The following is an 18,539-nucleotide window of genomic DNA, read 5'->3' as shown; positions in this document are numbered from 1 at the left end:
CTGGTGTTATGTACGGGAATTCAGTATTCACGTTCGTTTTTGTGCCGAGTTGAGTCGCCCGAGTGAGTCATCCGAGTCGAGCAGCCCGAGAGGGGCCGACGGAGACGGGCAGCCCGAGATGGGCCGACGGATATGGGCCGGCCCGGGGGAGTGGGTATTTCTATGCGGTGGACGTGTCGTCGTCCCGCAGTGCCTCCGCGCGCAGGGCGAGGATGAGGTCCAGACGGGTGGCGGGGTCGTGCAGGGCGTCGCCGAAGAGTTTCTCCAGCTGCCGCAGGCGGTAGCGGACCGTCTGCGGGTGGACGTGGAGGCGGGCGGCGACGTCGGGCACGTTGCTGCCGCCGAGGAGCCACGCCAGCAGGGTCTCGGCGAGCCGGCCGCGCGGCCCCTCCGCGACCGTGTCCAGCGGGGCCAGCACCTGTGACCGGAGCCGGGCGAGCATCGGTTCGTCGCTGTGCAGCAGCAGCGTCGACAGATGGTCGCAGCAGCGCACCACGCCCTGCCGGGGCAGGATGCCGCGCCCCATCAGCCCGAGCGCGCGGGTGGCCCACCGCAGGGACCGGGCGGCCTCCGTGAGCGGAACCGAGGGCCCGATCGCCGCCGGCCGCCCCCGCAGCGCGAGCGTGAACGCCCGGCCGCCGAAGCCGCCCGAACCGTCCGGGTCGGGCACGAGCATCCGTGGTGGCCGGGACTCCATGTCCACCAGCGCCCCGGCGGCCGCCAACGGACGCTCCTCCCGCTGGTCGGGCGAGGCCGCGAGGACGACGACCGCGACGTGGGTCGGCACGGACCAGCGGGCGCCGTGCGCCAGGTCACGCACCGCCTCCGGCGACACCGGCTGCTCGCCCAGCAACAGGGCGAGCAGCCGCCCCCGGCGCCGTTCCAGCTCGTCCGTGCTGCGCAGCTGCCCCTCCGCGTACCCCGCCGCAGCGGCCTCGGCCACCTCGTGCACCGTCCGGAACGCCAGTTCGCCCAGTCCGGCCATGACCGAGGAGTCCAGCCCGAGTGCCTCCGTCGCGCGGCCCAGCAGCCGCCAGGCGTGCAGCCCCCCGACCCGCAGCGCGGACTGCAGTGTTTCGAGGCTGTGGCCCTGCAGCGCCTCGCCGCGTCCCAGCTCGTGGTAGATCGCGGCGATCGAGTCTCCCCGGGCGCGCGGATCGGCGATGTGGTCGACGAACAGGGTGAGCGCCTGCACGACCCCCGACCTGAGGAGTGCGCGGCTCGCCTCGTCGGCCGACCGGGCGGCGTACTCCGGGACCTGTCTGCGCACCTCCGCTTCCACCTCGTCGGCGACGGACTCCAGTTCGTCGCGCAGCAGCCTGGCCAGTTCGGGCGGCACAAGGGCGGCGCCGGGACCGTTCGGTACGCCGTACGGCGGAGTGGGGGCAGCCACGGCGGACCCTCCTTTCACCCGGAAGCGGCTCACCCGCGGGCCGGTGCCCGTGGGGCGAGGGGCAAGTCCTGAGTAGGACGTACGCCCCCCGCGCTCCGTTCCGTGCCCCGACGGCACCGGCCTCACGCCGGCACCCCCAGCGCACCGGCGAGCATCGGCCACGAGGCGCCGAACTCCCGCTTCCAGTAGGCCCAGCCGTGTCCGCCGCCGGCGTAGAAGTGCGTGGTCACCGGCACCCGGAGCAGGGCGAGCGCGTCCGTGAAGGCGTGGGCGGACGGCCAGAGCAGGCTCTCCAGCGCTTCCGGGAGCCAGTCGCCGAGCCCGCCGACCACTCCGCTGCCGCTCGACACGTACAGGGCGGTGCCGCGCAATCCCGCCGCCCGGGAACGCGGGTTGAAGTCCCGCCAGGTGAGAAGGTTGAGGATCGGGTTGCCCCACAGCGACCGGGGGGCCAGGTTCTCGCGGCTGACGATGGCGTCCATCAGGCTCGGCACCCCGGGCGCCATGGTGTCGAGGATTCCGCTGTACGAGGCCGCCGCCGCGTACCTCCCCGGGTGCCGTGCCGCGTGCGCCATCGCGCCGTAGCCGCCGGTGGAGACCCCGGCGACCACCCTGACTCCGGAGGCGCGATAGTCGCGGGCGAGCAGCGCCGGGACCTCGGAGACCTGGAACGTCTCGTAGTCCGGGCCGTCGCGCCAGGCGGTGGGAATGCCGGTCGGCCCGGCGTCGGGCATCGCCACGATCAGCTCCCGGCCCGCCGTGAACGCCTCGATGTCCGTCTCCCGGGTCCACGACGTGTAGTCGTCGTGGGCGCCGTGGAGCAGATACAGCACGGGGTAGGTCCGGGCGGGCCGCGCGTCGAAGGAGGAGGGGAGGATCAGCCGGACCGGGGCGTTCCGGCCGAGGGCGGCGGAGGGGAAGGAGAGGTCGAGGGTACGGGCGCCGAGGCGGGTGACGGACCGGACGCCGGGTACGGGCGCGGTCCGGGCGCCGGGTGCGGTCCCGAGGGTGGCAGCGGCGGCGGAGTTCTCGGTGGTCGTCCCGACGAGGGCGGCCAGGGCGGTGGCGGCGGCCGCCCTGGTGACGGAGCGACGGGACCACCCGGTGGTGTCGCTCCGTCGGCCGGTGCGGGTGCTGTGGTTACTGGGGTCGGTCATGGCGGCTCTCCTCGGATCGGTTCAGCGGGTCTCCCCGGCGAGCAGCCACCGCAGATGGGCGGCGATCTCGTCGACGTTCGGCGGGTCGAGCAGCGAGAGATGGTGACCCGCGACCCGGACGACGGTCAGGCGCGGGCACACCTCGTCCCAGCCGAGCGCCTCGTCGTCCCGCTCGTACGCGGGGTCGCGCACGGTGTGCGGGGCGGGCTCGGTGGCCCGGTAGAGCACGACCTGCCCGTCGTACCGGTCCGGCCGGTGCGCCTCGCCGATCCGCAGGTCCACATAGGAGGCCCGCTGGTGGTCGAGGACCGCCGACGGGACGTCGGCCGCCTCCCGCAGCTTCCGCAGCACGGCATCGATGCGCTCGGCGTCGTCCTCGGTCGCGGTCAGCTCGTCGTACGGCAGGTCCAGTTCGACCCCGTACGTGTCGGCGACGTGGTGGGCGAAGCCGGTGAAGTGCGCGCGGATCCGCTCGGCCTCGGTGCTCTCGGGGCGGGGGAGCGGACGTACGGAGTCGAGGAGCGCCACCAGCCGTACGTCACGCCCCGCGGCCGTCAGCAGACGTGCCGCCTCCTGGGCGACGAAGCCGCCGAACGACCAACCGCCCAGCAGGCAGGGCCCGTCGGGGTGCACGGCGGCCACCGCCTCGGCGTACCGGCGTGCCTTCTCGACGACCGTACGGGCCTCGTCGACCCGCTCCAGCCCGTACACCGGGCGTTCCCCGCCGAGCCGTTCCACGAGCGACCGGTACACGTCGGTGGTGCCGCCCGCCGCGTGGACGAGGAAGAGCGGGGGGTACGGACCCGAGGGGTGCAGGGGGTGGAGCAGCGGGTGGGAGCCGGGGAGTCCGTGGGGCCGGCGGCGGGGAAGAGTGCCGGAGGAGCGGAGAGGCCGGGGCGGCGGCTCCTCCCGTGCCGGCCCGTCGGCCCGCGGTGCCTGTGGGGAGGGGGTGAGCCGGATGTCCACGGCAGGAACCGGCCGGGGCGGGGACGTCGGAAGGGCTTCGGCCGGTACGGCCGTCACCGGTGCCTCCCGCCGACCGTCCCCGGTGGCGGGCGTCGCCCCGCCCGGCAGCGCGCGCTGGATGCGGGCCGCCGTCGCCTCGACCGTGCCGGCGCCCAGCAGGTCGCGCAGGGGGAGCGGGATGCCGAACTCGCGTTCCAGGGCGGTGCGGATACGGACGGCCATCAGGGAGTCCAGGCCCAGTTCGGCGAGGGCGGTGGCCGGGGTGACGCGGGCCGGGGGGTGTCCGGTGACGGAGGCGATGTGGTGGCGGAGCCGGTCGGAGACCGAGGAGTGGTCCGCCGTCCGCCCCTCCTCCGGCCGCTGCCGAACGGGCACCATGCGCGACTCCGCCGTGAGATGCCCCCGTACGGCGGCACCGGCACCCACGACCGGGGCGGTGGACGGCTCCGGCGCCGCGCAGCCCGCCCTTCCGTCCGTCCACCAGTGCCGTGTATGCCGCCAGCGGGGTCCGGGCAGGTCGATGACGCGGCCCGGGGGCAGAGGGAGCCGCAGCCCGGCGGTGTGCAGGACGCCCACCTGGGCGAGGAAACCCGCGGCGGTGTCGGCGTCGCGGTGGAGGGTGCCGAGGGCGAGGGCCTCGGGCGCGGTGTCCGTGATCGCCCGGGGCAGGACCGGGTGGGGAGAGAGTTCGACGAACGCGGTGTGGCCGTCGGAGGCGGCGGCGGCGACCGCCCGGTCCAGGCGCACCGGTCTGCGCAGATTGGCGGCCCAGTGCGCCGCGTCGAACACGCAGTCGCCGCGCGGGTCGTCCAGCACGGTGGAGTACACGGGGACACGCGCGAGCCCGCCCCGGATGTCCGCCAGCTCCGCCGTCAGCACCGGCAGCAGCGGCTCGACCTGCGGCGAGTGACCCGCCCCGACCACCCGCATCGCCCGCGCGACCCGCCCCTCGGCCTCCAGCCGGCGCACCAACCGGGCCACCGGCTCCTCCTCCCCGGTCACCACCTTCTGGCCGGGCGAGGAGTGCACGGCGACATGAACGCCCGGGAAGTCCCGTGCCAGGGCGTCGAGTTCGTCGTCGGCGAGGTCCACCACCGCCATGGCCCCGCCCCGCAGCCCGCTGAGCAGCCGGGCCCGTACGGCGACCACACGAGCCCCGTCCGACACCTCCAGCGCGCCCGCGCACACCGCGGCGGCCACCTCGCCCAGGGAGTGCCCGATGACGGCGGCGGGCTCGGCGCCGTGCGCCCGCCACAGCTCCGCCAGCGCCAACTGCATCCCGAAGAGCACGGGTTGGGCGACCTCCAGGCGGTCGAGGCCGCCGCCGGTGGCCAGGTGGTCGTACAGCGAGAACCCGCACTCGGGGGCCAGCTGTGCGTCCAGCTTCTCCACGGCCGCGGCGAAGGCCGGTTCCTCGGCGAGGAGTCGGCGCCCCATGCCGGGCCACTGACTTCCGTACCCGGAGAACACCCACACCGGACCGGGCCCGAGGCGGTCCCCGTCGCCCACCACGACCGACGCGTGCGGCCGCCCACCGGCCAACGCGCGCAGCCCGTCCGCCAGTTCGGCCGGATCACCGGCCACGACCGCGGCCCGCACCTTCCCCCGTCCCGCCCGTCCGGCGAGGGTGCGTGCCACGTCGGCCGGGTGCGCGGCGCGCCCCTCGGGCGTGCCCAGCCAGTCCGCCAGCCGGGCGGCGGTGTCGCGGAGCCGGGCGGAATCGGCGTCGGAGAGGAGGTGCAGGCGGGCGACGGGCTCCTGCGCCGGGGGCGGGAAGGCGGCGTCGGGCGGCCACTCCTCCAGCACCGCGTGGGCGTTGGTGCCGCCGAACCCGAACCCGGAGACCCCGGCCGTGGCGGTACCGCCGTACCGGGGCCACGGCTCGGCCTCCGTCACCACCCGCAGCGGCGCGTCGTCCTCCAGGGAGCTGCCCCCGGTGCAGTGCAGCGAGGGCGGGATCAGGTCGTGGTGGAGCGCGAGCACCGTCTTCACCAGGCCGGCGACGCCCGCGGCGGACTCCAGGTGGCCCAGGTTGCCCTTCACGGAGCCGAGCAGCAGGGGCTGGTCGGGGTCACGGTCGCGGCCGAGGACGGCACCCAGCGCGCCCGCCTCGATCGGGTCGCCGAGCGGGGTGCCGGTGCCGTGCGCCTCGACGTGGTCGATGTGCGTGGGCGAGAGGCCGGCCCGTGCGCAGGCGGTGGTCAGCAGGGCCCGCTGGGCGGCCGGGTTGGGGGCCAGGAGGCCGCCCGAACGGCCGTCGGAGTTGACGGCCGTGGCACGCACGACGGCGAGGATCCGGTCGCCGTCCCGCTCGGCGTCGGAGAGCCGTTTCAGGAGCACGGCCGCGCACCCCTCGCCCCGGCCGATCCCGTCGGCGACCGCTGAGAACGGCTTGCACCGCCCGTCGGGCGCGAGAGCGCCCGCCCGCCGGAACGCGACCGTGACGGCCGGGGAGAGCACCAGATTGACCCCGGCGGCGATCGCGAGGTCGCTCTCACCCGTGCGGAGGCTGACACAGGCGTGGTGCACGGCCACCAGCGACGACGAACAGGCGGTGTCGACGGCCATGCTCGGCCCCCGCGTGTCCAGGACGTACGCCAGCCGCCCCGCCGCCACGCTCAGCGCCCCGCCGGCCGGCGCCCAGGGGTCGACGGCGGCCGGATCGGCGCCGGTGAGCTGCCCGTAGTCGGACGCCGAGACCCCGACGAAGACACCGGTGGCGCTGCCCGCGAGGGACGCGGCCGGGACGGCGGCATGATCGAGCGTCTCGTGGACGACCTCCAGGAGGATCCTCTGCTGCGGGTCCATCACCGCGGCCTCGCGCGGGGTGATCCGGAAGAAGTCCGCGTCGAACCCGGCGATGTCGTCCAGGTAGCCGCCGAACGGGAGCGCGTCGGTCGGCGGGTACGGCGTGAAGTCCCGCCAGCGGTCCTCCGGGACCCGCCGGATCGCGTCGACGCCGTCGAGCAGCGCCCGCCAGTACTCCGCCGGCCCGCGCACACCCCCGGGCAGCCGGCAGCCGACCCCGACCACCGCGACCGGTTCGCCGGGCGACGCGATCGCCCCCGGAGGCGGGGCCGGCACGGGGGCGAGGTCCGTCCGCGTACCGCACAGCAGCGCCACCAGCGCGTCCCCGGTGGTCGCCTCCCACAGCAGCGTCGCCGGCAGCTCCAGGCCCGTCGCCCGGGACAGCTCCCCGGTGAGTGCGACCGCCTCCCGTGAGGACATGCCGAGATCCGCGAGCGGCCGGTCCATCGGCACGTCCGCGACGGCCGTGCCGCCCCAGACGGCCACCCGCTCGGCGATCAGCCGCCGCAGCGCGCCCTCCGCGCCGCCCGCGCCGTCCCCGACGGCCCTCATCCCGCGACCCCCGCCGCATAGGCACCGGCCAGATAGCGTTCACGGGTCAGCGTCCGCGAGACCTTCCCGCTGGACGTACGGGGCACCGTGCCCGGCGGGACGAGGACGACGTCGGCGAGCCGCAGCCCGTGCCGGGCGGAGACGGCCGCGCGCACGGTCCGCACGAGGGCCGGTACGTCGAGGTCGGCGACCGGCACACCGCGCGCGTGCTCCGCGACCACGACCACCCGCTCCCCGGAGCCGCCCGGCACGCCGAACGCGGCGAGCCGGTCCCGGCGTACGGCCGGATGCGTCTCCTGGGCCGTGGCCTCCACGTCCTGCGGGTAGTGGTTGCGTCCGTCGACGACGATGAGGTCCTTCAGCCGCCCGGTGACGATCAACTGCCCGTCCAGAACCGTCCCCAGGTCACCGGTCCGCAACCACACGCCCGCCTCCGCCGTGACCTCGGCCGGCACGGCGGCGAAGACGCGCCGCGTCTGCCGCTCCTGGCCGCGGTACCCCCGCCCCACGTTGGGCCCCTGCACCCAGATCTCGCCGACCTCGCCCTCCGCCGTCGCGGCCCGCGACACCGGGTCCGTGATCCGTATCCGCTGGCCCGCCGGCGCGCCGCAGCCGGCCAGCAGCACCGCCCTCGGGTCGTCGGGCCGCGCGGGCAGCGCCTTGCCCGCCGCCAGGGCGTCACGGTCGAGCGCGAACGCGCGCAGCGGCTCCCGGGGACGGGCGGCGCTGACGAAGACGGTCGCCTCCGCCAGCCCGTACGACGGACAGTGCGTCCCCGCGGCGAGCCCCTGCGCGGCGAACGCGGCGTGGAAACGGTCGGCCGTGCCGGGGCGCACCGGCTCGCTGCCGTTGATCAGCGCGTGGACCCCGTCCAGCCGCAGCCCGGCCTTCTGCGCCTCGGTGACCGTCGAGGCGCAGTAGTCGTAGGCGAAGTTGGGCGCCGCGCTCAGCGCGCGCGGGTGCGCGGTCAGCAGCCGCAGCCAGCGCGCGGGTTCGTGCAGGAACGCCACGGGATCCATGAGCACCGACAGCAGCCCGCGCACCACCGGGGCCGCGACACTCAGCACCAGCCCCATGTCGTGGTAGAGCGGCAGCCAGCCCACGAAGGTAACCGGATGCGCGTCGGCACCGTAGGCGGCCAGCGCCTGGCGGGCGTTGGCGACGACATTGCCATGGGTGATCTCCACGCCGGCCGGGGTGCGGGTCGAGCCGGAGGTGTACTGGAGGTAGGCGACGGCGTCGGCGTCGGGCACCGAGGGCCGCGCCTCGCCGGCCGCGGCGTCGGGCACCTGGTCGACGGCGACGACCTTCACCTCCCGGCCCGCGCACGCCTCGCGCACCTCGGCGAGGACATGGCCCGTCGTGACGACGACCGCCGGGGACGCGTCCGTGAGGACCGCCGACAGCCGGTCGCCCTGGCCGGGCAGACCGGGCGGGTGCAGCGGTACGGCGACCAGGCCGGCGGCGAGCGCCCCGAGGAAGGCGGTGACGTAGTCCATGCCCTGCGGGCACAGCACCGCGACCCGCGCCCCGGGCTCGGCCTCCGCCGCGAGCCGGGCGGCCACGGCCCGCATCCGCAGGTCCAGCCTGCGCCAGGTCAGGGTGCGGTGGACGCCCCGCGAATGCGGAGCCGGATGGTCGACGAAGGTGAACGCCCGGCGGTCGGGGGTGGTCTCGGCCCAGTGCCGTACATACTCCGGCAGACTGCGGAACACGGGCGCGAGCGGGGGGCGTCGGCTGTCCATCGGGCATGGCTCCTCACGTCGCGGGGACGACTTGCGGTGGTTCACGGGGACGGCTCACGGGGTGTCGCGGGGGCGGGGCACCGGCCCGACGGCGGCGCGGTGCGCCGGGGCGTGGGCCCGCTCAGAGCGGGATGTTGCCGTGGCGGCGCTCCGGCATGGGCGCGCGCTTGCCCCGCAGGGCGCGCAGGGCCCGGCAGATGTGGGCGCGGGTGTCGCGCGGGGCGATGACCGCGTCGACGTAACCGCGCTCCGCGGCCAGGTACGGGGTCCCGTACGTGCTCTCGTACGCGGTGACGAGGCGGGCGCGCAGGGCCTCGGGGTCGGCCGCGCCGGCGAGTTCGCGGCGGTGCAGGACACCCACCGCGCCCTCGGCGCCCATGACGGCGATCCGGGCGGTGGGCCAGGCCAGGTTGATGTCGGCGCCCAGGTGCTTGGACCCCATCACCGCGTACCCGCCGCCGTACGCCTTGCGCACCACCACCGTGACCTTGGGGACGGTCGCCTCGGCGTACGCGTACAGGAGTTTCGCGCCGCGGCGGATGATGCCGGCCTGTTCCTGGCGGACGCCGGAGAGATAGCCGGGGACGTCGGCGAAGGTCAGCAACGGGATGCCGAACGCGTCGCAGAACCGTACGAACCGTGCGGCCTTCTCGGAGGCGTCGATGTCGAGGACCCCGGCCGCGTGGAGGGGCTGGTTGGCGACGACACCGACCGCGGAACCCTCGACCAGGGCCAGCGCGCAGATGATGTTCGGCGCGAACAGCTCCTGGATCTCCAGGAGTTCACCGTCGTCGACGACCGCGCGCAGGACGTCCCGCATGTCGTAGGTCTGCGCGAGCCGGTCCGGCACCACCGCGTCCAGCCCGAGACCGGCGGGCGCGGCCCCCGGCGCGTACTGCGGGGGCTGCTCCGCGTTGTTGGCGGGCAGGTACGACAGCAGGTCGCGGACGGTGTCGAGGGCGTCCACCTCGTCGGCGGCGAGGAAGTGGGCGTTGCCGTTGACGGTGTTGCTGGTGCGGGCGCCGCCCAGTTCCTCGGCGCTGGCGCGTTCGCCTGTGACCGTCTCGATGACGTCGGGCCCGGTGACGAACATGTGCGAGGTGCCGTCCACCATCACGGTGAAGTCGGTGATGGCGGGCGAGTACGCGGCCCCGCCGGCGCACGGGCCGAGGACGACCGAGATCTGCGGGATCACGCCGGACGCCCGCACGTTGCGGCGCACCAGTTCGGCGTAGAGGGCGAGCGAGGTGACGCCCTCCTGGATACGGGCGCCGCCGCCGTCGTTGAGTCCGATGACGGGGCAGCCCGTCTTCAGGGCGAGATCCATCAGCGCGATCGTCTTCTCGCCGAAGGCCTCGCCCATGCTGCCGCCGAACACCGTGGAGTCCTGGGCGAAGACACAGACGGGCCTGCCGTCGATCGTGCCGTGCCCGGTGACCACGCCGTCGCCGTACGACCGCCGGCCGGCGCCCTCGGCGGGGCGGGCCCGCACGAACTGGCCCGTCTCCGTGAACGAATCGGGGTCCAGCAGCAGATCGATGCGCTCCCGGGCGCCGTACTCGCCGCGTCTCCTCGGCCCGGCCGGTGCGACCGCCCGGATCCGGCGGCCCTCCAGGTCGGCGATGCGGTCGGCGGTCCGGTCGACCGTACGGTCGCCGACCTGGTCGGCGACCTGGTCGGCCTCACGGCCGCCGGTCCGCTCCACCGACCGCCTGTCCCGGGATGTCGTCACCTCTAGCGTCACAGCCACCTCCGAAGTGGCTTCCGAATATGGCAGCGGAGGAGGGCCGGACCGGGGCGATCACCGTTCTGTGTGCGGGAGATGAGTCCCGGGGGGCCACGGTTCGTCCGTGGGTGACAAGGCGCGGGTTCCGCCGGAGCGCGGGAGCCCGTCGGCCCCGGCGGAAGACGGTCCGCCGCGCCCTGGCGACCGCCACCGGGAGACCGCCGCTCAACCCCGCCGCGCGAGAAGCCCGGCGTACCGGGCGACGCCCACCGCCGAGTCCGGCGGCCGGGGGCGTAGGTGGCGGCCACCGTGAATCCGGCCGCCGGGGCCCGGCGTGTCAACTCGGCGCCCAGGAAACCGCTGCCGCCGATGACGAGGAGCCTCATGCCGTGAAACGTGGACGGCGCGGACCGGGCGGACCGGCGGTTCGCCGGGTCAGGACTCCTTTGCCCCCGCCGCTCAGCGCGTCGCGCATCCGGTCGACGAGGCCGAGGCCCGGTGCGAGGATCTTGTTGGCCGGGGGCTTGGTGGGGGCCGACGGGTGGGGGCGGGTCGGTGCCAGCTTCTTGGCCCGGCGGACCTTGTCGCCGAGGTCGTTCAGCCCCTCGGCCGAACAGGACTTCGCCAGCTGCGGGAAGAGATTGCTCTCCTCGTCCCGGACGTGGTGCCGGATCCCGGCCATCAACTGGCCGATCAGCCGGTCGAACTCCGGGTCGTCGGCGGCACACCGCTCCAGATCCTTCATGGTGCGCTCGGCCGCCGTGTGATCCGCCAGTTCCCGGTCGGCGACCGCGTCTCCGTTGCGTACGTGCCGGCGTACCGCCGGATAGAGATACGCCTCCTCCGCCACGGAATGACGTACCAGCTCGATGGTGACGAGGTCGGCGTACTCCTTGCGCCGCGAGTCACCGGAAGGCAATTCCTCGATCTTGCCGAAGAGTTCCTCCACCTCCCGGTGGTCGGTCTTCAGTTCCTCGACGACATCTCCACCGTGTGCCATTTCCGTCGCTCCTCACCCGCACGCCCCGGCCGGCCGTACCGGACCGGATCTCTGTGGAGGTCAGTGAAACCCTCGCGGACCGTAATGCGTCGTATTGACGTCCCGGTGAGTCAGTGCGCCGAGGAGATGTGGCCCAGGACACGCCCGTTCCGTGTCCTGCGCCATTTTCCGGCCGGACGGCGCACGACTACGTTGTGCCACGCGTTCCCCCCAGCTCCCACGGACGGCCCAGAGTGCTCGCAGACCTCTCCCCGCTGATAGCGGCGACAACCCAGTGGCTGACGCGTGCCTACCCGGCCGGCGGCGGAGCCCTGGACGGCGCCCTCTGCGAGGCTCAGGCCCGCCAGGCCGTCACGGTGGCCGCCTGGCTCCGCTATCCCACGCCGACGGACGCCGCGCTCGTCGGGATGGCCGGACCGGGCGGCACGGCCCGGCTCGACTGGATCACCGGCTTCGACGAACACCTCACCCCCGACGAGTACGCCTGGCGCACCTGGGTCGACGAGGTCGTCGCCAGCTGGGCGGCCTGTCTGCTCGCCGACCCCGCTCTGGCCCACGCCGCCGTGGCCGCCCTTGCCGGCTCCCCCCACACCGCCGGTTCACCCGCCGCGTTCCGCCGCCTCCTCACCCCCGACGAGCTCGACCGAAGGGCCGCCGCGCTGCTGCGCCACCCCGACCTCCTCGCCCCCGTCGCGACGCTGCACCACGCCGACCTGGTCCACACGCTGAGGCCGGGGCGGGCGCTGACGGCCTGAGCCCGCGCGGCACACCGCCGGCCTCCCCGCTACCAGCGCAGCGGCAGCCCCGCGAGATGGCCGTCCAGCAGCCCGGAGACGATCCGGTGGTCGTGCAGCGAGGGATGCCAGTCGCAGCCCAGATGATCGAGGCCGGGGTCGTCGTAGTACCAGTGGCTGATCCGGCGGTCCCCTCGCCGGCGGCGCTCCTCGACGATCCGCCGGGTGGCCTCCGCGAACGCGGTCGTGTTCCAGAGGCGGGCGGCGGCGACCACGAGGAACGTCCCGCGCCCGTAGCGGGCACGCAGCTTGTCGAGGAACCCGTGATAGGCGCTCTCGTAGGCGGCCACCAGGTCGGCCGTCGTGCTCCAGCGTTCCCCGGGATTCAAGGGGGTCGAGAAGTCGTTGATCCCGAGTCCGATCACGACGACCCGCGGGCGCCAGCTGTCCGGCTTCCGCCAGACATCACCCTCGACGTTCAGCAGGGCCCGGTCGTAATAGGTGCGGAAATCGGTGCCCGGTTCACCGCCGTTGTAGTTGCGGACCATTCCCCGGCCGGAGAAGGCGTTGATCTGGAAATCGGCGTCCAGCTTCCGGGCTGTCAGCGCGCCGAACGTCAGATCCGCGTTGCTGTTCCGATTGACCCCGCCGTTTCCGGAGCAGTCCTGGGTGGTGGACATGTTTCCGTAACCGGCGGTGTACGAGTCGCCGATGAATTCGATCTGTCTGTCGCGCGCCCGGGGCCTCGCGAGAATCGCGCCGCCGGCGGCCGCGACGAATCCGCCGAACCGGCCGGCTGCCCACGGGCTCTCCGTCCGCTTCACGATCCGCACGCGATGCCGGGTGTCGGCCAGGCCGTCGATCCAGGAGACGGTCCGGCCCGGGGTGACGAGGGTGGCCACCGTCTCCCCGTCGACCTGGACGTCGTAGTCGTTGTCGGCGTCGTCGAGGACCACTCCGATCCCGGTCCCGCGGAACCTTCCCTCGAAGGAGATGCCGGGCCAGCTGTACCGCACGGACCCGTCCGCGGCCCTTTCCACCCGGCCGACCGTGTGGAACCGGGCCGTCGGCGACTCCGCCCCGGCGGTGCGCGCGGCGGCTGGTGCGGGGGACACGACGGTGGCGGCGAGGCCGGCGGCGCCGGCCGCCACCACCGTCCGTCGGGACAAGTGGCGAGGTGTGCGCATGGTCGTCCCTTCGACGCAGCGGTGGGGGTGCGTGGGGGCGTGAGGCATGGGAGCGCTCCCGCGAGGGTGCGCTATCGAAGGTGGCCGTCACACCCACCGCCGTCAACCCCTCGCGACGGCATCCGCACCGTGCGATGCGCGGGTCATGCGCTGCCGCTGCCGCCGCTGCTGTCACCGCTGCCGCTGTCGCCGCTGTCGCTGCTGTCGGGCTTGAGGCTGCTCAGCGTCCTCGGCGGTGGCTGGCGGCCCTCAGCTCGCGGCGCAGACGGTCCGGGGTCCAGTTCTCGCTGACGGCCTGCCACAGGACGTCGGCCTGGGAGGCCGGGGCGAGGCCGCCGACGGGCGGGTCGAGATCCAGGTCGGTGGGGAAGGGGTAGCCCTCGGCGGTGGCGGCGACGACGCGGCGCAGCCAGTCCTCGGAGGCGCCCTCGGACCTGCGGTGCGCCAGGACGGGGAAGACGGCCTCGGCCATCGCCTCCCGGTCCACGGTCTCCATGGCGCGACCGAAGGCGGACGAGATCTGGAGCAGGTTGGCCATCCGGCGGACGTCCGACGAGCGGTTGTGCCCGGCGGCGTGGAACAGCGCGGGGTTGAAGAACGCCGCGTCCCCCTTGTCGAGGGGGAGTTGGACGTGGTGGGCGTCGAAGTACGCGACGAACTCCGGCAGTCGCCAGGCCAGGTAGCCCGGCTCGTACTTCTGGGAGTGCGGGAGGTAGAGAGTGGGCCCGGACTCGACGGGCATGCCGCAGTGGGCCACCGCGCCCTGGAGGGTGAGGACGGGGGAGAGGCGGTGGACGTGGGCGGGGTAGGCGGCCGCCTGCCGCTGGGAGAGGAACCCGAGGTGGTAGTCGCGGTGCGGGCTCTGGGCGGCGCCGCCCGGGTTGACCACGTTGACCTGCGAGGTCATCTGGTAGGCGGGGCCGAGCCAGGCTTCGGCGATCAGGGCCAGGATGTCGTTGGCGTAGTAGTCGGCGAAGACGTCCGGCGCGCGCACGGCCATCTTGTCCAGCGCGCGCCAGACGCGGTCGTTGGCGCCGGGCTTCGCGAAGTGGTCGCCCCGGGCGGTGCCCGCGGCGCGCTCCTCCTCGATCAGGTCCCGGAAGACGGCGGACGCCCGGTCCACGACGGCCGGATCCGTGAACGCGCCCTTGAAGACGACGATGCCGGGGCCGTCCATCAGGGTCCGGGCCAGCTCGGCCTGGACGTTCCGGCGGCCCTCCGGTGTGGCTGTGAGGGCACGGAGCCGGGTGCTGTCGTAGAGCGGCACATCGTGTTCGATCCGGTCGGCCGAGGGATGGTCGGCGGGGTCGGTGCGCTGCTCTACGAGCGTGCGGAACGTGTCGAGATCACAGTCCGCCTCGGTCGGCCAGACTCGTTGCGCCGCGGCGATGGGGAGCATCGAGGTTCCTTTCGCAGCCTGGTTTCCCTGCCAGTCTGCGCAGCCGGAACCCATCATTCAATGCGCGGAAACCCATCAAAAACACGTCACGGACCGGGGGTGGGGGTGCGACGAAGGCCACGCTGGCGGTGATGTGGGTCACACCTCGGGGTCGATCAGTTCCGCCTCCGGCGGGGGTCGACAGGGGGACGGCGGTGCCGAGTGCCCTGCCCCGGGTGAAGGAGTGCGGACGACATGGACCGTGAGCGGATTCTGCGATGGACCGAGGCGGAGCGGCTGGGCGTCGCCGACCTCCTCGACGGTCTCGACGGGCACGAGTGGCAGGAAGCCTCGCTCTGCGCCGGGTGGACGATGCACGATGTGGCGGCCCACCTGACCCTGTCGACCCGCACCACGCTCCTCGGCACGATCAGAGGTGCGATCCGGGCGCGGGGCGACTGGAACCGGATGGAGTTCGACCTCGCCCGGGAACGGGCGGTCCGGTTCGGGCCGGCCGAACTCGTCGCGCAGATCCGTGAGACGGCTGGTTCGTCCCGCCGCGCGCCTCTGGCGGCGCCGCTGGACCCGCTCGTCGACTTCCTCGTCCACGGCCAGGACATCGCGCGTCCCCTCGGGCGTGAGCGTCCGATGCCCACGGAGCGGGCCACCGCCGCGCTCGACCACGTCGTGGCCAGTCCGTTCCACGGGGCGCGCAAACGGCTGAGGGGCGTACGCCTGGTGGCGACCGACGCGACCTGGGCGACGGGCGCCGGCCCCGACGAGGTCCGCGGGCCGGTGGCCGACCTGCTCCTCCTGGCGACGGGGCGGCCTGCCGGGCTGAAGGGTGTCACCGGCCCGGGAACGGACAGGCTCGCGGCCGTGCTCTCGTAGGCCGGTGACGGCTTCCGGCGGTTCGGCGCGCCCCGCCCCGGCGGTCAGGCGCACCCCGGCATGCCCTCACTCCCGTGGTTCGGTGACTCTCGGGACGTTCGTGGCGTCGGTGACTCTCGTGGTGCCCGTGACTCTCGGGACGTTCCTGCCGCCGGTGACTCTCGTGGTGCCCGTGACCCTCCTGCCGCCCGTGTCGTCCCACGAACCACCGCAGCGTGCGACGTACCGTGGCCGCGCCGATGACGGTCGACCCGATGGTGGCGCGATGTGCTGGAGTGCGACGGCCGACCTCGTGGCCGGTACCGGTGTCGCGGCCGTCGGGGCGGCCTGTGTGGCGCTGGTGCGCGACGTGCGGGATCTGCCGCTCGCCGCACTGCCGCTGCTGCTGGGGGCGCACCAGATCGTGGAGTCGGTGGTCTGGTCCTCGGGCGGGGGAGGCGGGGCGGCCACCGTCGCCTGGGCCGTCGTCGCGCTTCCGCTGCTGGCCGTCTGGGTGCCGTTCGGCGTGTGGTGCGCGGCCCCGCCCTCCGCTCGCAAACGGCTCGTCGTGCTCCTCGTCATCGGTGCCGCGACCGCCGCGCTGCTCACCCGCGGCCTCGTCGACGGGCCGGTGACGGCCGAGATCCGCGGCCACACCATCGGCTACACGTTCGCGCTCTCCCACCCGGTGCTCCTCGTCGTGGGCTACCTCCTCGCGACGGTCGGCTCGCTGCTCCTCTCCGGTGACCGGCGGCTCACGGCCCTAGGCATCCTCGCGGCCGTCGGCGCCGCGGCCTGCTGGACGCTGTGGCGGCTGGAGTTCGTCTCCACGTGGTGCGCGTTCGCCGCCCTGTGCTCGGTGCTGCTCCTCGCCTGGGCGCGCGCCCGCCCCGGGCCGTCCCCGCCGCTGTCCCGACGACCGGCCGCGGGGCGCCGGGAGCGTGCGCGAGGGGATTGACGGGTGCGAGCCGCGTGGCGCGGCGTGGCACGTCCGGGCCGAGGAGACGAACCGCAGGGTGCCTGCCGTTCCGCGGCCGTGCGCCCGCCGGGACGGTGCGTCAGAGCACGGCGAGGCGGTCCACCAGCAGCTCGGCCCTTCGCTCGGACTCCTCCGGCGGCAGCCGTCCCGCTCGTGTCAGGGTCGCCAGGCCGTGCAGGGACGCCCAGAACACCTCGGTGAACAGCCCCGGGTGGACGCCCTTCCCGGCGACTGCGTCGAGGCTCTCCAGCAGTGCGGCGAAGGCGTCCTTCAGCGGCTCCGGGGTGTCCTCCTGCGCGAAGGCCAGGCCGCCGTCGAGCTGGAACATCGCGTCGTAGACCGCCGGGTTGCGCTCGGCGAAGTCGAGGTAGGCGCGGGCGAGCGCGGTGACCCGGGCGCGAGGGCCGTCCGCGGCAGAGGCCGCGGCCCGCAGCGCCACGGCCATCTCGGCGGCGCCCTGGAGGGCGACGGCGCCGATGATCTCGCGTTTGCCGCGGAAGTGGCTGTAGAGGACGGGCTGGCTGTATTCGATGCGCTCGGCGAGCCGACGGGTGGTGACCGCGTCCCAGCCCTGCTGCTCGGCGAGTTCGCGGGCCGTCGCCACGATGAGGCGTTCGCGGTCCGCCCGTTCGCGTTCCTTGCGTTCCTGTACCGACATGACCCGATCCTAGCACCGCTAGACAATCGAGCGGCAGTAGAGCTAGCGTTGGCACGTCACCTGTCAATGCTAGATCCCGGGGGTCGTCATGTTCCATGCTCTGCAGGTCTTCACCACCGTGGCCGTCGGCGTGATGGTGGGGGTGGAGTTCTCCGTCGCCTTCGTCATGAACCGGATCTTCGACGCCCTGCCGGAGGACAGCGGCCAACTCGGCCGCGCCCACGGGGGCCGGATGCTCGGTGCCGTGATGCCGGTCTGGTACGTCACCTCACTCGTCCTCGTCGCGGTCTGGGCGGTGGCCGGACGGCAGCACCACGGCGCCGGCCTCGTCGTCACGGCCGGCGCGCTGCTGCTGCTCAGCGTGATCATGTCGGTCCTGCTGCTCGTCCCGATCAACAACCGGAGCAAGACGTGGACCCCCGACAACCGGCCCGCCGACTGGAAGCAGCAGGCGAACCGCTGGGACCGCCTCCACCACGTCCGCGTCGCCGTGATCGTCGCCGCGTTCGCCGTGCTGGTCGCCGCCCTGGTCTGATACGTCCGGTCGCCGGGCGTGGGCCGCCGGGCCCGCGCCCGGCGATCATTCCCACCACCACTCCGACGACCGGGACGGCACTCCGGCCACCAGGGCGGTGCCCTGGGCCGACCCGCCGACCCGCCGACCCGCCGACCCGCCGACCCGCCGACCCGCCGACCCGCCCACCCGCCGCCCCGCCGTTGCTGTCGAAGACCCCGTTCGGTCATACGGAGGGAAAATCTGCGCGGATCCGCCGACTGCCCGGACGGAGCGGCGAGATAAAAAGGGACATGACTGAACGCGAGGGTCCGGCAGGTGGCGTGGACGACGTCGATGAGGTGACGCGAGCGGTGCTCACCGCGTCGCGGCTGCTGGTCGCGATCTCCGCACGGTCACTCGCCGCCGTCGAGGAGCGGGTGACACTGCCGCAGTTCCGGATGCTGGTGGTGCTGTCCATGCGGGGCGCCACGAAACTCGTCGTCCTCGCCGACCAGCTCCAGGTCGCCCCGTCCACCGCCATGCGCATGGTCGACCGGCTGATCGCGGCCGGACTCGCCGACCGCCGGACCAACCCCGACAACCGCCGCGAGACCCTGCTGCAGCTCACCGATGAAGGCCGGCGCGCCGTCGAGGACGTCATGGCGCGCCGGCGTACCGAACTCGCCACGGTCGTCGAGCGCCTCGCCCCGGCCCAACGGGAGGCGCTCGTCGCCGCGTTGACCGCCTTCAACACGGCGGGCGGGGAGCCCGCGGCACCCGCGGCGGACGACTCGGAGACGTATCCGCTCGGCTGGGTCGACACCTGGATGGGCCGGGGCGCCTGAGCGCTCCGCCGGGCCGCGCCCCACCCCCACGGGAGGGCGGGGCAC

Annotated in this window: 14 protein-coding genes; 5 read left to right on the top strand and 9 right to left on the bottom strand. The window is 74.2% G+C overall.

The genetic code is table 11. The features are described 5' to 3' along the window. Positions 1 to 160 precede the first annotated feature (160 nt). The 6 genes from ACZ6BB_RS30625 to ACZ6BB_RS30600 form a co-directional block, all read right to left on the bottom strand. Positions 161 to 1,393 carry a PucR family transcriptional regulator gene (locus ACZ6BB_RS30625; RefSeq protein ID WP_471618358.1) on the bottom strand — a complete coding sequence of 411 codons (1,233 nt, stop codon included), beginning with the start codon at positions 1,391 to 1,393 and terminating at the stop codon, positions 161 to 163. Positions 1,394 to 1,515: 122 nt separating this feature from the next. After that, positions 1,516 to 2,550, bottom strand: coding sequence for an alpha/beta hydrolase (locus ACZ6BB_RS30620; RefSeq protein ID WP_471618357.1), 1,035 nt, complete (start codon positions 2,548 to 2,550; stop codon positions 1,516 to 1,518). A 21-nt stretch (positions 2,551 to 2,571) separates the two neighbouring features. Further along, complete coding sequence (locus tag ACZ6BB_RS30615) at positions 2,572 to 6,876, bottom strand: acyltransferase domain-containing protein (protein ID WP_471618356.1); 4,305 nt, start codon at positions 6,874 to 6,876, stop codon at positions 2,572 to 2,574. Then, entirely contained in the window at positions 6,873 to 8,621 is a 1,749-nt protein-coding gene (locus ACZ6BB_RS30610; RefSeq protein ID WP_471618355.1) for a fatty acyl-AMP ligase, read from the bottom strand. The genes ACZ6BB_RS30615 and ACZ6BB_RS30610 overlap by 4 nt, the downstream gene beginning before the upstream one ends. Positions 8,622 to 8,742: 121 nt before the next feature. Beyond that, positions 8,743 to 10,326: an acyl-CoA carboxylase subunit beta gene (locus tag ACZ6BB_RS30605; RefSeq protein WP_471618532.1), complete on the bottom strand. Its 1,584-nt coding sequence runs from the start codon at positions 10,324 to 10,326 to the stop codon at positions 8,743 to 8,745. A 403-nt stretch (positions 10,327 to 10,729) separates the two neighbouring features. Further along, positions 10,730 to 11,347, bottom strand: a complete 618-nt coding sequence (locus ACZ6BB_RS30600) for a hemerythrin domain-containing protein (protein ID WP_471618354.1) — start codon at positions 11,345 to 11,347, stop codon at positions 10,730 to 10,732. A gap of 233 nt (positions 11,348 to 11,580) precedes the next feature. On the opposite strand from ACZ6BB_RS30600, the gene ACZ6BB_RS30595 reads away from it, so the two are divergent. Beyond that, positions 11,581 to 12,102 carry a hypothetical protein gene (locus ACZ6BB_RS30595; protein WP_471618353.1) on the top strand — a complete coding sequence of 174 codons (522 nt, stop codon included), beginning with the start codon at positions 11,581 to 11,583 and terminating at the stop codon, positions 12,100 to 12,102. Positions 12,103 to 12,131: 29 nt separating this feature from the next. On the opposite strand, the gene ACZ6BB_RS30590 is transcribed toward ACZ6BB_RS30595, so the two are convergent. Both ACZ6BB_RS30590 and ACZ6BB_RS30585 read right to left on the bottom strand, forming a co-directional pair. Then, on the bottom strand, positions 12,132 to 13,268 hold the full coding sequence (locus ACZ6BB_RS30590) for an SGNH/GDSL hydrolase family protein (protein ID WP_471618352.1): 1,137 nt from the start codon (positions 13,266 to 13,268) through the stop codon (positions 12,132 to 12,134). A gap of 220 nt (positions 13,269 to 13,488) precedes the next feature. Beyond that, the gene (locus tag ACZ6BB_RS30585; protein ID WP_471618351.1) at positions 13,489 to 14,667 is read right to left on the bottom strand and encodes a phytanoyl-CoA dioxygenase family protein; all 1,179 of its coding nucleotides are present in this window, start codon (positions 14,665 to 14,667) and stop codon (positions 13,489 to 13,491) included. A gap of 234 nt (positions 14,668 to 14,901) precedes the next feature. Here ACZ6BB_RS30585 and ACZ6BB_RS30580 point away from each other — a divergent pair, with 234 nt between their 5' ends. Both ACZ6BB_RS30580 and ACZ6BB_RS30575 read left to right on the top strand, forming a co-directional pair. Beyond that, a complete protein-coding gene (locus tag ACZ6BB_RS30580; protein WP_471618350.1) occupies positions 14,902 to 15,537 on the top strand; it encodes a maleylpyruvate isomerase family mycothiol-dependent enzyme in 636 nt (211 codons plus the stop codon). A 265-nt stretch (positions 15,538 to 15,802) separates the two neighbouring features. Beyond that, positions 15,803 to 16,474 carry a DUF6629 family protein gene (locus ACZ6BB_RS30575; protein ID WP_471618349.1) on the top strand — a complete coding sequence of 224 codons (672 nt, stop codon included), beginning with the start codon at positions 15,803 to 15,805 and terminating at the stop codon, positions 16,472 to 16,474. A gap of 100 nt (positions 16,475 to 16,574) precedes the next feature. On the opposite strand, the gene ACZ6BB_RS30570 is transcribed toward ACZ6BB_RS30575, so the two are convergent. Beyond that, positions 16,575 to 17,153 (bottom strand): TetR/AcrR family transcriptional regulator, encoded by a 579-nt coding sequence (locus ACZ6BB_RS30570; protein WP_471618348.1) that lies wholly within the window; start codon positions 17,151 to 17,153, stop codon positions 16,575 to 16,577. 88 nt (positions 17,154 to 17,241) lie between these two features. On the opposite strand from ACZ6BB_RS30570, the gene ACZ6BB_RS30565 reads away from it, so the two are divergent. Together ACZ6BB_RS30565 and ACZ6BB_RS30560 are read left to right on the top strand one after the other, a co-directional pair. Then, the gene (locus tag ACZ6BB_RS30565) at positions 17,242 to 17,688 is read left to right on the top strand and encodes an anthrone oxygenase family protein (RefSeq protein ID WP_471618347.1); all 447 of its coding nucleotides are present in this window, start codon (positions 17,242 to 17,244) and stop codon (positions 17,686 to 17,688) included. A gap of 272 nt (positions 17,689 to 17,960) precedes the next feature. Continuing rightward, complete coding sequence (locus ACZ6BB_RS30560) at positions 17,961 to 18,494, top strand: MarR family winged helix-turn-helix transcriptional regulator (protein ID WP_471618346.1); 534 nt, start codon at positions 17,961 to 17,963, stop codon at positions 18,492 to 18,494. The last annotated feature ends 45 nt before the right edge of the window (positions 18,495 to 18,539 follow it).

This window comes from Streptomyces sp. NPDC041108, assembly GCF_055592645.1.
This window is presented reverse-complemented; position numbering and strand designations above follow the sequence as displayed.